At 76.1% G+C, this 14278-nt stretch carries 13 protein-coding genes; 7 read left to right on the forward strand and 6 right to left on the reverse strand.

The genetic code is table 11. The annotated features are described in order from the left end of the window. Positions 1 to 36 precede the first annotated feature (36 nt). The gene (locus ACIQCH_RS35790) at positions 37 to 930 is read left to right on the forward strand and encodes a glycerophosphodiester phosphodiesterase (protein WP_402588063.1); all 894 of its coding nucleotides are present in this window, start codon (positions 37 to 39) and stop codon (positions 928 to 930) included. A gap of 24 nt (positions 931 to 954) precedes the next feature. On the opposite strand, the gene ACIQCH_RS35795 is transcribed toward ACIQCH_RS35790, so the two are convergent. Further along, positions 955 to 1521: a methylated-DNA--[protein]-cysteine S-methyltransferase gene (locus ACIQCH_RS35795; RefSeq protein ID WP_402588065.1), complete on the reverse strand. Its 567-nt coding sequence runs from the start codon at positions 1519 to 1521 to the stop codon at positions 955 to 957. Between the two features lie 114 nt (positions 1522 to 1635). Here ACIQCH_RS35795 and ACIQCH_RS35800 point away from each other — a divergent pair, with 114 nt between their 5' ends. Next, a complete protein-coding gene (locus ACIQCH_RS35800; protein ID WP_402588067.1) occupies positions 1636 to 2928 on the forward strand; it encodes an MFS transporter in 1293 nt (430 codons plus the stop codon). A 103-nt stretch (positions 2929 to 3031) separates the two neighbouring features. Here the strand turns inward: ACIQCH_RS35800 and ACIQCH_RS35805 are convergent, their stop codons facing one another. Continuing rightward, on the reverse strand, positions 3032 to 3394 hold the full coding sequence (locus ACIQCH_RS35805; protein WP_402588069.1) for a cupin domain-containing protein: 363 nt from the start codon (positions 3392 to 3394) through the stop codon (positions 3032 to 3034). A gap of 164 nt (positions 3395 to 3558) precedes the next feature. Here ACIQCH_RS35805 and ACIQCH_RS35810 point away from each other — a divergent pair, with 164 nt between their 5' ends. After that, positions 3559 to 4485, forward strand: a complete 927-nt coding sequence (locus tag ACIQCH_RS35810; protein ID WP_402588071.1) for a pseudouridine-5'-phosphate glycosidase — start codon at positions 3559 to 3561, stop codon at positions 4483 to 4485. Continuing rightward, entirely contained in the window at positions 4467 to 5378 is a 912-nt protein-coding gene (locus ACIQCH_RS35815) for a carbohydrate kinase family protein (RefSeq protein ID WP_402588073.1), read from the forward strand. Before ACIQCH_RS35810 ends, ACIQCH_RS35815 begins: the two co-directional genes overlap by 19 nt. Positions 5379 to 5496: 118 nt before the next feature. Here the strand turns inward: ACIQCH_RS35815 and ACIQCH_RS35820 are convergent, their stop codons facing one another. Further along, entirely contained in the window at positions 5497 to 6147 is a 651-nt protein-coding gene (locus tag ACIQCH_RS35820) for a uridine kinase (protein WP_402588087.1), read from the reverse strand. A 157-nt stretch (positions 6148 to 6304) separates the two neighbouring features. Here ACIQCH_RS35820 and ACIQCH_RS35825 point away from each other — a divergent pair, with 157 nt between their 5' ends. Both ACIQCH_RS35825 and ACIQCH_RS35830 read left to right on the forward strand, forming a co-directional pair. Further along, complete coding sequence (locus ACIQCH_RS35825; protein ID WP_402588075.1) at positions 6305 to 7759, forward strand: WGR domain-containing protein; 1455 nt, start codon at positions 6305 to 6307, stop codon at positions 7757 to 7759. Between the two features lie 57 nt (positions 7760 to 7816). Then, positions 7817 to 8482 (forward strand): DUF2293 domain-containing protein, encoded by a 666-nt coding sequence (locus ACIQCH_RS35830; protein WP_402588077.1) that lies wholly within the window; start codon positions 7817 to 7819, stop codon positions 8480 to 8482. Positions 8483 to 8524: 42 nt separating this feature from the next. Here the strand turns inward: ACIQCH_RS35830 and ACIQCH_RS35835 are convergent, their stop codons facing one another. Further along, positions 8525 to 9226, reverse strand: a complete 702-nt coding sequence (locus ACIQCH_RS35835; RefSeq protein ID WP_402588079.1) for a chaplin — start codon at positions 9224 to 9226, stop codon at positions 8525 to 8527. 150 nt (positions 9227 to 9376) lie between these two features. On the opposite strand from ACIQCH_RS35835, the gene ACIQCH_RS35840 reads away from it, so the two are divergent. Continuing rightward, positions 9377 to 9928 carry a hypothetical protein gene (locus ACIQCH_RS35840; RefSeq protein ID WP_402588081.1) on the forward strand — a complete coding sequence of 184 codons (552 nt, stop codon included), beginning with the start codon at positions 9377 to 9379 and terminating at the stop codon, positions 9926 to 9928. On the opposite strand, the gene ACIQCH_RS35845 is transcribed toward ACIQCH_RS35840, so the two are convergent. Beyond that, positions 9876 to 11123, reverse strand: a complete 1248-nt coding sequence (locus ACIQCH_RS35845) for an SWIM zinc finger family protein (protein ID WP_402588083.1) — start codon at positions 11121 to 11123, stop codon at positions 9876 to 9878. The genes ACIQCH_RS35840 and ACIQCH_RS35845 overlap by 53 nt on opposite strands. Then, on the reverse strand, positions 11120 to 14068 hold the full coding sequence (locus ACIQCH_RS35850) for an SNF2-related protein (protein WP_402588085.1): 2949 nt from the start codon (positions 14066 to 14068) through the stop codon (positions 11120 to 11122). The genes ACIQCH_RS35845 and ACIQCH_RS35850 overlap by 4 nt, the downstream gene beginning before the upstream one ends. Positions 14069 to 14278 lie beyond the last annotated feature (210 nt).

A 14278-nucleotide genomic window follows, 5' to 3' on the forward strand; every position in this document is an offset into this window, starting at 1 on the left:
CGCGAACCGCCGTACCCCGGCGCGAGGAGCCCGCACATGCACGTACGACCCCTGAGGGCGGCCGCGGCCCCCCTCCTCGGCCTCGTCCTCGTCCTGACCGGCGGCACCGCCTCCGTCGCCGAGTCCCCCGCACCCGCGCCGTACGTCCTCGACGCCCCCGTCGTGTTCGCCCACCGGGGGGCCTCGGCGTACGCGCCGGAGAACACCCTGGCCGCCGTCGACCGGGCCGCGGCGCTGGGCGTCGAATGGGTGGAGAACGACGTCCAGCGCACCAAGGACGGCGAGCTCGTGGTCATGCACGACGAGACGCTGGCACGCACCACCAACGTCAAGGAGGTGTTCCCGGACCGCTCACCCTGGCGGGTGAAGGACTTCACCGCCGCCGAGATCGCCGGGCTGGACGCGGGCAGCTGGTACTCCCCCGCCTACGCGGGCACGCAGGTGCCGACCCTGCGCCAGTTCCTGGACCGGCTGCGGGTCAACGGCCAGCGGCTCCTGCTGGAGATCAAGCTGCCCGAGCTCTACCCGGGCATCGAGGTCGACGTCCTGCGGACGCTGGGCCGGGCCGGCTGGCTGCGCCCGGGCTACGTGGACCGCCGGCTGGTGGTGCAGAGCTTCAGCGCCGACTCCGTCCGGACCGTCCACGCCCTGCGGCCGGACCTGACCACCGCCCTGCTGGGCACGCCGGCCGTCGCGGACCTCGGCCGGTACGCCGCCTTCACCGACCGGATCAACCCCTGGTACGGGGGCATCACGGCCGAGTGGGTGGCCGCGGTGCACGACCTCCAGGGCCCGCACGGCCGCCCGCTGGAGGTCGACGCCTGGACCGTGGACACCGCGGCCGCCGCCCGGAAGGTCCGTGACATGGGCGTCGACGGGCTGATCTCCAACCGGCCCGACCTGGTCCGGGACGCGGTGGCCGGGTACTGACCGGCCCCGCGGCCGCGGGGCCGGTCAGAAGAGGGGCTGCGGAAGGACGCCCTCCAGCGCGAGCAGCGTCCGCTTGGCCTCCAGCCCGCCGCCGAACCCGCCGATCCCGCCGTCGCTCTCCACGACGCGGTGGCAGGGCACCACCACCGGCAGCGGGTTGGAGCCCATCGCCGCGCCGACCGCCTGGGCCCCGCCCGGCTGCCCGACGCGGGCGGCCAGCTCCCCGTACCCGACCACCGACCCGTACGGCACCGAGCGCTCCAGCTCCCGCAGCACGACCCGGTTGAAGCCCGCGCTCAGCCGCCAGTCCAGCGGCAGGTCGAAACGCCGCAGGTGCCCGGCGAAGTACGCGGCCAGCTGCCGGACCGGCTCGGCGAGCAGCACCTCGCGGCCGGCCGGCGGCCGCACCGGCTCGGCTCCCAGCTGCTCGGCGAGCGGGCGTATCCGGCGCTCCGTGGCGTGGAACTCCACGCGGACGAGTCCCGTCCGTGTGGCGGCGAGGAACAGCGGGCCGACGGCGCTGTCGACGAGGGTCCACTCCAGGTGGCGGTCGTCCTCAGGGCGGGACGGGCCGGGGTCTTCGATGGTCACCGTTCCACCGTACGGCGCCCCACCGACAGCCTGGCGCGGGGTCCGGCGGGTGCGCGACCGCTCCGGTCGTATTTCCTGTTTCCAGCTGTGCGTACGGGGTGGGAAACTGCGGCGGTGACCACCGACCCCGCCTGTACCACGCCCGCCGCGCCCGCCCCGGCAGTCTCTCCCGAGGCCCTGCCCGCGCTGCGCCGCCGCACCTCCGCCGTGCTCATCACGAGCCAGATCCTCGGCGGCCTCGGCGTACCCATCGGGATCACGCTCGCACCGGTCCTGGCCACCGAGGTGAGCGGCAGCGAGGCCATGTCCGGCCTGGCGCCGACGGCGTCGGTCGCGGGTACCGCCCTGCTGTCCCTCCCGCTCGCCGCCCTCATGACGGCCCGCGGGCGCCGGCCGGGCCTGGTCCTGGCGTACTTCATCGGCGCGGTGGGCGGGGCGCTGGTGGTCCTCGCCGCCGCGATCGGCAGCTTCCCGCTGATGCTGCTGGGCATGGCCGGTTTCGGCGCGGCCTCCTCGGCCAACCTCCAGGCGCGCTTCGCGGCGGCCGACCTGGCGGAGCCGGACCGGCGGGCCCGCGCGATCTCGACGGTGGTGTGGGCCACGACCATCGGGGCGGTCCTGGGGCCCAACCTGTCGGCTCCGGCGAGCCGCAGCTTCGCCGGCACCTCCATACCCGAGAAGGCGGGTCCGTTCCTGTGGGCCTCCGCGATCTTCCTGGTGGCGGCGGTCCTGATGGCCGTGCTGCTGCGGCCGGACCCGCTGCTGACGGCCCGCGCCCTGGCCGGGTCGGCCGGGCAGCAGGCCGACGAGCGCTCGCTGCGGGCCGGGTTCCGGGCGGTGGCCGCCTCCCCCAGGGCGCGGCTGGCGCTGGTCACCATCGCCGTGTCGCACACCGCGATGGTGTCGATCATGGTGATGACGCCGGTGGACCTCGGGCACCACGGGGCCGACCTCGAAATGGTGGGCCTGGTGATCAGCGGGCACATCGCGGGGATGTACGCGTTCTCTCCCGTCTGGGGCTGGCTCGCGGACCGGATCGGACGCCTGTCGGTGATCGGGCTGGCGGCGGGCCTCATCGCCCTCGCCGCGCTGCTCGCCGGCACCGCCGGCGCGCACCACGCCCAGACCGCCGCCGGCCTGTTCCTCCTGGGCCTGGGCTGGTCGGCGGCGCTGGTGTCCGGATCGGCGCTCCTGACCGACTCGGTGCCGCAGGCGGCCCGGGCGGCGGTCCAGGGGCTCTCGGACCTCACGTCGAGCGCGTGCGCGGGCCTCGGCGGCGTGGCGGCGGGCGTGATCGTCTCGGTGGCCGGCTACGGCTGGCTCACCGCCATCGGCGCGGCGCTGCTCCTGCCGATGGCGGGCCTGGCCCTCGCGAGCTCCCGCCGCGGGACCGCTGCGGGCGCCTGACGCGGACGCGCCCCAGCGGTCGGGGCGACACCGGCCGGGCCGGGGTCGCCCGACGGGCGCGGCCTTCAGAGGTCGACCGCGGCCGTCACAGGTTTCAGAGGTTTCAGAGGTTGATGTGGTACGCCTTGCGGAGCGTCTCGTGGACCGTCCACAGCGTCCGGTCACCGGCCCGCAGCACCGCCGCCGAACCCGGCCCGACCTCGAGCGTCTCGCCGCCCTCGACCTCGACCGTCGCCCGCCCGCTGAGGACCACGAACAGTTCGTCGGCCTCGGTGTCCGTGACCACGCCCGGCGTGATCTGCCAGATGCCCCGCACCTGCGTGCCGTCGGCCGACTCCCACAGGACCTTGCCCGTCACGACCGGGTCGCCGGAGACGATCTGCTCGGGGTCGAGGGGCTCGGGCTCCAGCTCGGCGTCGGGCACGGAGACGGCGAACGAGGCGTGGGCGTGATCACTGGTGCTCATGCGCGTCACCCTAGCCCGCACGGACCCGCCGCCAGGGTGACCATTGCGTCCACCTTCCGGCCGCCGCGCACGTCACTGTGTCCGCAGGGCCCGCAAGGGCGAGAACCGGCCGCGCCCGGAGGCAGCGCGTTTGGCGGCGGTGATCGCGTGCCATGGATGGGGACATGCCACAGCACACAGCGATCCCGGTCCTGTCGGAGGAAGTCCGCGAAGCGCTCGACCGGCGGCTGCCCGTCGTCGCCCTGGAGTCCACGATCATCGCGCACGGCCTGCCCCGGCCCCGCAACCTCCGGGTCGGTGAGGAACTGGAGGCCCTGGTCTGCGCCGAGGGTGGCGTTCCGGCCACCATCGCGGTGCTCGACGGGGTGCCGTACGTGGGGCTGGACAAGGCGCAGTTGGAGCGGATCGCGGGGGACACCGCCGTCCGCAAGCTGGGCCACCGGGACCTGGCCCCCGCGCTCGCGGCAGGGGCGACGGGCGCGACGACGGTGTCGGCGACGGCGTTCCTGGCCGCTCGGGCGGGGCTGCGCGTGTTCGCCACGGGCGGTCTGGGCGGCGTGCACCGGGACTGGACGCTCACCCAGGACGAGTCGGCCGACCTGGCACTGCTGGCCCGGACCCGCATCACGGTGGTGTGCGCGGGGGTGAAGTCGATCCTCGACGTGCCGGCGACACTGCAACGGCTGGAGACGCTGGGCGTGGCGGTCGTCGGGTACGGCACGGACCGCTTCCCGGGTTTCTACCTGAGCAGTTCGGGCGAGCCGGTGGACTGGACGGTGCACAGCCCGCGCGAGGTGGCGGCGGTCATGGCGGCCCAGGAGGCGCTCGGCGGGCCCGAGTCGGCGCTGCTGGTGGCCAATCCGGTACCCGAGGCCGAGCAGTTGGACCCGGAGCTGCACGACCGGGTGCTGGCCGAGGCGCTGGAGCTGGGCCGGGCGGAGGGCGTCACGGGCCAGGCGGTGACCCCCTTCCTCCTCGACCGGCTGGTCCGGGCCACCGGCGGCGCGTCGCTGGAGGCGAACCTGGCGGCGGTGCGCGGGAACGTGCGGCTGGCCGCGCGGGTCTCGGCGGCGTGGGCCGCGACGCGGTGAGCGGTGCCCTGCTGGTCGTCGGCGACGTGGTGACGGACGTGGTGGCGGTCCATCCGGAGCCGCTGGCTCCGGCGACCGACACCGCGGCCCGGATCCGTACTCTGCCCGGCGGCGCGGGGGCCAACGCGGCCTGCTGGGCGGCGCACGAGGGGCTCGCGGAGGTGGGGCTGCTGGCCCGGGTGGGCGCCGAGTCGGCGGACTGGCACGAGCGGGTGCTGGTCGCCGCCGGCGTGCGGGCCCGGCTGGTGGTGGACCCGGCGGAGCCGACGGCGACCGTGGTGTCCCTGGTGGACGGGGCGGCCGAGCGGACGTTCCTGACCGACAGCGGGGCCGCGCTGCGGCTCTCCCCCGCGGACTGGGCGCCGGAGCTGCTGGACGGGTGCGCGCACCTGCACCTGTCGGGCTACCTGTTCTTCGGCGGGACGAGCCGGGAGCTGGCGCGGCTGGCGCTGCGTTCGGCGCGCGAGCGGGGGGTGCCGGTGAGCGTGGACCCGGCGTCGGCGGGGTTCCTCGCCGGACTCGGGGCGGAACGTTTCCTCGATGCGGTCTCGGGGACCCGGGTGCTGCTGCCGAACGCCGACGAGGCCCGGCTGCTGGCCGGCTTCGGGCCCGGTGCCGACGAGGGCCGGGCGGCGGCGGAGCTGAGCCGCCGCGTGCCGCTGGTGGTGGTGACCCTGGGTGCGGCCGGGGCGCTGGTCGCGGAGGGCGGCGAGGTGACGGCCCGGGTGCCGGGGCGGCCCGCCCGGGCGGTGGACTCGACGGGGGCGGGGGACGCCTTCACGGGCGCCTTCCTGGCCGCCCGCCTGTCGGGCGCGGACCCGCTCGCGGCCGCGGCGGCGGGGTGCCGCGCGGGCGCGGCGGCGGTGGGGCGCTTCGGCGGCCGGCCGGGGTGAGGGGCCGGCGGCTCGGCGCCCGCCCCGTACGGGTACCCGGGCGGGGCTCCCCCGCTCCCGCGGCGGCCCGTCGGGGTCGGCCCCGCTCCTGCTCCGCGACGACCGGGCCGGGTTCGCGCTACGACTCCGCCCGGATCCCGCCCCACGCCGGATGGCGCGGGTCGTCGGCCCGTACCAGCACGTCCGCGGCCGCCCCCGGATCCGTTTCGGACTCGTACCGCGCGAACGCGGGCACCGTCCACCGCTCCGCCTCCGGGGTGCGCCGCGCCAGCGCGCCCGGGGACAGGCGCACGTGCACGCTCAGGTCGAACGGGAACCACTGCCCCAGCAGCAGCGGCCCGTGCACGACCACGACCCCGCCCGGCGGGAGTTCGACGTACGGGCTGCGGGTGGCGCGGTCGGTCACCGGGTCCCACAGGTCGGGCAGCACCCGGCCCGTGCCGCCCGGCTCCAGCGGCCCGAAGACCTCGCGCCACAGCGCGGCGGTGTCGTACCAGCCGGTGAGGTACGAGTCGACGTCCCGGCGACCGAACTCGTAGCGCAGCGAGGCCGGGCGCAGGAACCCGTCCGCGGGGACGACCAGCACCGTGCGGCCGCGGGCGCGCAGCGCTTCGGCGGTACGGGCGGCCAGCGCGCCGGTGTCGGCGGCGGGGGCGCCGTCCACGGCCAGCCGGGGCCAGGCGCCGCCGTCCCGGGTCCGCGGGAGTCCGTCGAGGTGGTCGGCCAGGGCCTCGGCCATCCGCTGCCAGGTGATCGCTTCCATCCGCATCCGCACCCGCCCATTGTCCGGGGTGACCGCGCCCGGACGGCCGTCCGGGCCCCGGCGGGGCGGCCCGGGGGCGTTGTCAGTGGTCGCCCCTAGCGTCGTCACCAGTGGATCTCCGGCGGCGAACGGCCGCCGGTTCCGGCCTGGGGAGGGGTCTGTCATGTCTGCTGGCACGCCGGTCGAGGACGTCACGTACCTGGAGCTGTCGCAGGACGGCGGTGGGGCGCACAAGTTCTACGAGGTGACCGTGGAGGGGGCGGCCGTCTCGGTGCGGTACGGGCGGATCGGTGCGGAGGGGCAGGTGCAGAGCTCCACGTTCCCGACCGTCGAGAAGGCGCGGGCGGCGGCCGCGAAGAAGATCGGGGAGAAGGTCCGCAAGGGGTACGCCCCGGCGGTCCGCGGGCAGCGCGCCGCCCGGCCGGTGACCCGGCGGGAGGTGACGTCGGCCCCGTCGACCGCGCGGGCGGTGGCACCGGTCCTGTGGCGCTTCCGCACCGGCGCCGCGGCGTTCGGGATCCACGTGGACCAGGACCGCTGCTGGGTGGGGAACCAGGCGGGCGACGTGTACACCCTCAGCCACGGCGGCGAGGTACTGGCCCGCTACTCGCTGCCGGACGGGGTCAAGTGCCTGGTGGCGGACGACTTCTGGATCTACGCGGGCTGCGACGACGGCACGGTGTACGACCTGTCGTCGAAGGTGCCGTTCGGGGCCTACGCGATAGCCGAGGACGTGGACATCTTCTGGCTGGACATCCACGAGGGCGTGCTGACCGTGTCGGACGCCTCGGGCGGCCTGACGGTCATCGACCACGAGGACGAGTTCCAGTGGTCGCGCCGGTCCTCGGGGCGCCACGGCTGGATGGTGCGCGCGGACGAGCGCGCGGTGTACCACGGCCACAACCGGGGCGTGACGGCGTACGCGCCGGACGGCGGCGGCGAGTTGTGGCACACGCCGACGGACGGCGGGGTGCTGTTCGGCTGGCAGGAGGACACGGTGGTGTACGCGGGCACCGGGCGGAACGTGGTGCAGCGGCTGTCGAAGGCGACGGGCGCGATCGAGGCGACCTACCGGTGCGACACGGCGGTGTACTCGTGCGCCACGTCGGAGGACGGCCGGCACGTCTTCGCCGGCGACAGCTCCTCGTCCGTGTACTGCTTCGACGCCGACGGGCGGCGGCTATGGAAGCTGGCCACGGGCAGCGGCTCGGCGCTGTCGATGCAGTACCTGGACGGCAAGCTGTACCTGGTGACCACGGACGGGTCCCTGGTGTGCGTGGACGCGAGCGACGCGGCGATCGCCGCCGCGCAGCAGGGTTCGGTCCCGGCGGCGGTGGACGTGAAGCAGGCGGCCGCGCTGCCGACGTACACGCCGGCGGCCTCGGTGGCGCAGGTGGCGACGGTCGCGGCCGCGCCGGCGGGCGGCATCGTGGTCGAGTGCGTCCAGCAGGCCGGCCGGCTGCGGGTCCACGTGGTCTCGCAGGGGTACGAGCCGTCGTGGAACGTCCAGTTCCCGCGCGGCATCCGCGAGCCCGGCGCCCGCTACGTCGTGGAGGCCCTGCACCCGGCCTCGGGCGGCTTCTACCGCGTCCGCGGCGAGATCCGGCGCCTCGTCTGACCCGGGCCACCGGCCCACGAAGGTGAGAGCCGGGCCGTACGGCGGTATCTACCAGGCATGAACCTCGTGGTCTTCGAAGCGCTCCGGCCGGTGCACTGCGCCGACTGCCGGACCGGGCCGCTGCGGCACCTGGTGCGCGAGTCGGGCGTCCCGCGCTGCCTGCACTGCGCGGACCTCGGCCACCTGGTGTACCTCCCGCGCGGCAATGCGGCCCTCACCCGCCGCTCCCGGGAGGGCAGTTCCCTGTACGCGGTGGTGGTCCGCTACCACAAGCGGCGCAAACGCCACGAGCGCCAGGGGGTGTTCGTGGAGGAGGCCGCCCTGGCGGCGGCGGAGGTGCGCTGCCTGGCCGACGCCGAGGCGCGGGCCCGGCGCCGGGACCGGGCCCGGCTGCGGCGCGCGGCCGAGGACACCCGGTTCACGGCGGCGTTCGCCGCGGAGATACGACGCCTGTTCCCCGGCATACCGCCCGAGCGGGCGGCGGCCATCGCCTCGCACGCATCGGTGCGCGGCAGCGGGCGGGTGGGGCGCAGTGCGGCCGGCCGGGCACTGGACCCGGTCGCCGTCTCGGTGGCGGTACGGGCCGCGGTGCGGCACGTCGACACCGAGTACGACGCGCTGTTGATGGCGGGGGTGCCCCGGTTCGAGGCCCGGGCCCGGCTGGCGGCCCGGATCGACGCGGTACTGACCGCCTGGCGGGAGCCGGCCGTGCCGGCGGCCTGACGGCCGCCGTCCGCCTCACCCCGCCCGGCCTCGGGACCGGTCTCAGGAAGTGGCCCGGAACCTGCGGTAGAGCAGGGCGCCGCCGAGGAGCAGGCCCGCGCCCGCAGGGGCGAGGTAGCCGAGGGCGTCGGTGCCGGTGTGCGCGAGGCCGGGTCCGGCGGGCCGGGCCACGGCGACGGGGGCCGGCGGCCTGGGGGCGGGCGGGCGGACCACGGGGGCCGTCGGCTGGGGCGGCTTCAGGCCGCTGTGCGGGCCGGGGCCGTTCACGGAGGTGTTGTCGTGGGAGGCGTTGCCGACACCGACGACGTTCACGGAGTTCCCGCTGATGTTCACCGGCACGTCCACCGGGAGCTGGATGCCGTTGCCGGACAGCAGCCCGGGCGAATCCTTTCCGCTCCCCTGGGCGTGCGCACCGCCGCCGCTCGTCACGGTACCGGTGCGCGCGCTGCCGGTATGCGACGTGCCGGGTTTGACGCCCTGCCCGGCAGCCGCGGCGGAGCCGTGCCCGGCTCCGGGGCGCGCGCCGTTCGCGCACGCGTTGCCCGCGGCCGGGTTGAGCAGCCCCACGACGCTCACGGTGTTGCCGCACACGTTCACCGGCACGTGCACCGGCAGTTGGACGAGGTTTCCCGAGACCAGACCGGGCGACCCGGCACCGTGCCCCGCGGCGCCCGCATCGGCGTACGCGGCGCCCGTGATCCCGGCGACGGTCGCCGCACCCCCCGCAACGATCGTCGCGATCAAGCCACTTCGACGAACCTGCCGCATCTGTGTCCCACCTTCCGGGGAGAGGTCCGCGGGTGCTGCACCCGCACCGGAATCAACGCGATGGAGCCATTCGGGTTATGGCCGGTAGGCATTTCACTCGATCGGGTTCTGGGTAGTCCGTACTTCATGACGGATCGCCCGCTCCTCCTCCTCGACGTGGACGGCCCCCTCAACCCCTACCGCGACCCCCTCGCCGGCCTGCGCGGATACACCAGCCACCGGATGCGCCCGGAGGTCTGGCTGTCCTTCCAGCGGCCCGGTTCCCGCCGCGTCCGGCGCGGACTGCGCGTCCGGCTGCACCCGGGCCACGGCGCCCGCCTGACCGCACTGCCGTACGAACTCGCCTGGGCCACCACCTGGATGCACCAGGCGAACTCCCTCGTCTCCCCGCACATCGGCCTCCCGGACGACCTGCCCGTCATCGAGTGGCCGGAACTGTTCGCCCGCGACCCCGACGGGCTCTACTGGAAGACCCGCCCGCTCCTGGACTGGGCCGCCGGCCGCCCCTTCGCCTGGGTCGACGACATGATCGGCCCGAAGGACGTCGCGTACGCCCGGGCGCACCACGACGCACCCGCCCTGCTCCTGCGCATCCACCCCCGCCGCGGCCTGCGCCCCGCGGACTTCACCACGCTGTCCCGGTGGGCCCTTCGCCTGCGGACGGACGGAGACGCCTGAGGGCCTCGACGGGATCGGTGGACGGGGCCCCGGCCGGCCACCAGTCGTCGGGGGCGGCCGCGGAGGACTCGTAGGGGTACCACCTGCCGTCGCGGCCGAAGCGCAGCTGACGGGTGGGCCCGCTGAGGTGGTTGCGGTGCGGCCGGAAGCCCTCCAGGCCGGCGGCGCGCAGCGCCGGGCGGGCCCGGTCGAAGGGGCCCGCGGGCGGGTCCCACGGCTCGTCGAGGACCTCCAGGGCGGCCGCGCCGCCCTGCCGCCAGGCCGCCGCGGCCCGCGCCAGCTCCGTCGTCGACCGGCCCGTCGCCCGGGCCAGGTCCCGGTAGAGCGCCCGGGTCGCACCGGTGAGCCCCGACGTGGGGTGGGCGGAGGCCAGCCGCGCCGCGTCCTGCCACAGACCCAGCCCGCCGACCGGGTCCCGCCCGGTGGTGAGCAGCCCGTACGCCCGCGCCGCCGCATCGGTGGCCAGCTGGTCCAGGGCCAGCGGATCGGGGGCGGCGGGATCGTCGGGGCAGGCCGGCGGATGTCCGGGGGCCGCCGGCGGGGCCGGCGGGGCGGGCAGCGGCGGCAGCGAACGCGGCGCCAGCGCCGTCCGCGCCAGGACGCCGGGGAGCTCGGGCGCGGCGGCGGGCCGCTCACGGGCCGCGTGCGCGGCGCTGCGCCGGGACAGCTCGTCGAGCAGCTCCCGCTCCCCGCGGCCGCGCAGCAGCAGGAGCACGAACGGATCGTGGTCCACCAGGCGCGCCAGCCGGTAGCAGAGCGCGGCCGCGTGCTTGCACGGCGGCCGGCCGAAGTCCGGGCAGGAGCACGTGGGGATCAGGTCCCCGCGCCCCGGCAGCAACGCCTCGGCCAGCGCCTGCGGCACCTCCCGCTCCAGGAGCGCGGCCAACTGGGCCGGATCCGCCGCCACCGCCTCGAGCAGCTCGTCCCAGGCCTCGTCCGTGAACGTGCCGAGCGCGACCGACGTCCGGTACGGGCGCGGCCGACTGCCCCGCACGTACGCCACCGCCCGGCCGGGCGTCACCGTGACCGCCTCCAGCCGCCCCTCCTCGGCGTACGCCCGACCGCGCGCCAGCCGCGCCCCGTCCGAGCGCGCCTCCAGCACCCGCACCCAGGCCCGCCCCCACCAGCTCTCGGGCGCCACCCCCGACGGCAGGGCGTCGAACGTACGACGGCGGTCCTCCCGCGCGGTGATCACGACGGCCTGCGCAGCGAGACGAGATCGGCCAGCTCGGCGTCGGTCAGCTCGGTCAGCGCCGCCTCGCCGGAGCCCAGTACCGCGTCGGCCAGGGCCCGCTTGGCGGCGAGGAGCTCGGCGATCCGGTCCTCGACGGTGCCCTCGGCGACGAGCCGGTGCACCTGCACCGGCTGCGTCTGCCCGATGCGGTACGCCCGGTCGGTGGCCTGCTCCTCGACGGCCGGGTTCCACCACCGGTCGTAGTGGACGACATGGCCCGCCCGGGTCAGGTTCAGACCCGTCCCCGCGGCCTTCAGCGACAGCAGGAACACCGGCACCTCCCCCGACTGGAAGCGGTCCACCAACTCCTCGCGACGGGCCACCGGGGTCCCCCCGTGCAGCAACTGGCAGGCCACGCCACGGGCTTCGAGGTGCTGCTCCAGGATCCGCGCCATCGACACGTACTGGGTGAAGACCAGCACCGAGGCGCCCTCCGCGAGGATCGTGTCCAGCAGCTCGTCCAGCAGGGCCAGCTTGCCCGAGCGGTGCGCGGTCCGCGGCGACGCCTCTTTGAGGTACTGGGCGGGGTGGTTGCAGATCTGCTTGAGCGAGGCCAGCAGCTTCATCACCAGACCGCGCCGGGCGATGCCCTCGCTCGCCTCGATGAGCGCCATCGTCTCGTCCACCGCCGCCCGGTAGAGCGAGACCTGCTCGCGGGTGAGGGCGACGGGATGGTCGCTCTCGGTCTTGGGCGGCAGCTCGGGCGCGATGCCGGGGTCGGACTTCTTGCGACGCAGCAGGAACGGGCGCACCATCCGGGCCAGCCGCGCGACGGCCTCCTCGTACCCCGGATTGGCCTCCTGCTCGGCCGCCCGCGCGTGCCGGGCGCGGAACGCGGTCAGGGGACCGAGCAGCCCGGGGGTGGTCCAGTCCAGCAGCGCCCACAGCTCGGAGAGGTTGTTCTCCACCGGGGTGCCGGTCAGTGCCACCCGCGCCGGTGCGGGGATCGTGCGCAGCGCCCGGGCGGTGGCCGAGCGCGGGTTCTTCAGGTGCTGCGCCTCGTCGGCCACCACCAACCCCCACTCCCGCTCGGCCAGCAGGTGCGCGCTCGCGCGCATCGTGCCGTAGGTGGTGAGCACGAAGCCACCGGTACGGGTGGCGGCGCCGGGGACGCCGGCGTCCAACGCCTCGAAGGCCGGGCCGCCGAGGGTGCGGGAGCTGCCGTGGTAGCGCATGACGGGCACGCCCGGCGCGAACCGCTCGATCTCCCGCTGCCAGTTGCCGAGCAGCGAGGCCGGGCACACGACCAGCGTCGGTTCCGGGCGCGCCCGGTGCAGGTGGAGGGCGATGAGCGTGACGGTCTTGCCCAGCCCCATGTCGTCGGCCAGACAACCGCCCAGCCCGAGCGAGGTCATCAGGTCCAGCCAGGCCAGCCCCCGCCGCTGGTACCCGCGCAGGGTGGCCGCGAGCCCGGGGGGCTCCGGCAGCGGCGCCGGCTCGCCCGTCAGCCTCCCCCGCAACGCGGCCAGCGCACCCACCGGCACCGCCTCGACCGGCTCGCCGTCCACCTCCGCGGTACCGCTCAGCACCGTCGCCAGCGCGTCGACGGGGTCGAGCAGCCCCAACTGCCGCCTGCGCGCCTTGCGTACGAGCGCCGGGTCCACCCGCACCCACTGGTCGCGCAGCCGTACCACCGGCCGGTGCGCCTGCGCGAGGGCGTCCAGCTCGGACGGGGTGAGCCGGTCCCCGCCGAGGGCGATCTCCCATTCGAACGAGAAGAGGGACCCGGCGTCGAAGAAGGACGTGCCGTCGGCCGCGGACCCGGGGGCCGGCCGCACCACGGCCGTCGCCGCCAACGTCCGCGCCAGCTCGCGCGGCCAGTGCACCACCACGCCCGCCCCCGCCAGCCGGGTCGCGGCCGCGCCGAGCAGGTCCTCCAGCTCCGGATCGGACAGGGCGAGCACGTCCGGCACGGGCTGCTCCAGCAGCCGCAGCAGCGGCCCCCACACCCGCGCGGCCCGCCGCACGGCCAACACCGCGTCGACCCGCGCCCGCGGCCCGAACCCGTCCGCCGCCCGTCCCGCCCACAGCTGCCCCGCGTCCGTGACCAGCGTCGGATCGGCCAGACTGTGCACCTGCAGCACCGCCGCCCCCGCGCGCCGGGACACCCGTCCACCGTCCGCCGCGCCGACGGTCCCCTCGTCCGAGCCGTCGAAGACGCCACGCGCCGGCAGATCGAGCCGCAGCGAGATCCCCACCCCGGCATCGGCCCCCGCCGCCACCTGCGCCGCCCAGTCCCGCATCCCGGGCACGTGCTGCGGCTCCCGCGCCGCGAAGGGCGCACCGAGCGCGTACGCGGCCGCGGGAGTGCGGGGCAGACCGTCGGCCACCGCGTCGAGGAACGCCCGCACGAGCGCCTCCGGCTCCGGCAGCCGCAACGGCCGCCTGCCCGGCAGCGGCGTCGCGTACGCCTCGTACGGCATCGCGGCGGCCACCGCCCGCAGGTGCGCCACGTCATCGGCGTCCAGGGGCCCCGCCCGCCAGGCATCGAGGTCCTCGGCGGTGAGCCCGGGCAGCAGCCGGCCCCGGGCGGTCAACCCCAACGCCTGCAACGCCGCCGCCCCCCAACACCGGGCCGCCGGATGCGCAGCGGGGTCCTGCCGCGCCCGGACGAGCAGCGGCAACGCGTCCACCACCGGCAGCACCAGAGCGGTCACCGACCGACTGCGCACCCCATTCGCACCGTGCGGGCCCACGACCGTGAGGGGGCGCAGCTCCCCCGCGGACTCCCCCGAAGAAGGCCGGCCGTCCGACACCCCGGCCCCCGGATGCCAGAAGGCGAGGCGCCCCTCACGCGGCAGGGCGGCGGGCAGGAACACCGCCGCCGCACGGCGGACGTCGACGCTCACGGCTGCCTCCCTCCACACCGGCCCGCATCCCGACCGACCGGAACACCGAGCCGGCATTCCGATCTCCAAGCGAGTCTAGGCGCGCCCCCTGACACTCCCCCTGACCTGCACCTTCACCAACCCCCATGCGCAACCCCCGACCCCGTCCGCCGGCTCCTCGGCCATGCCCGGTGGGTCCCGTGGTGTGTGGGGGAGGCGCTTGACAGGGGTGGCAGGCTGGACCGGAGGCAGGCCCGGGCCAGGGGTGGCCGAAGGCCAGGGCGAAGC

It is taken from the genome of Streptomyces sp. NPDC093225 (assembly GCF_044753805.1).
Classification (GTDB): domain Bacteria; phylum Actinomycetota; class Actinomycetes; order Streptomycetales; family Streptomycetaceae; genus Streptomyces.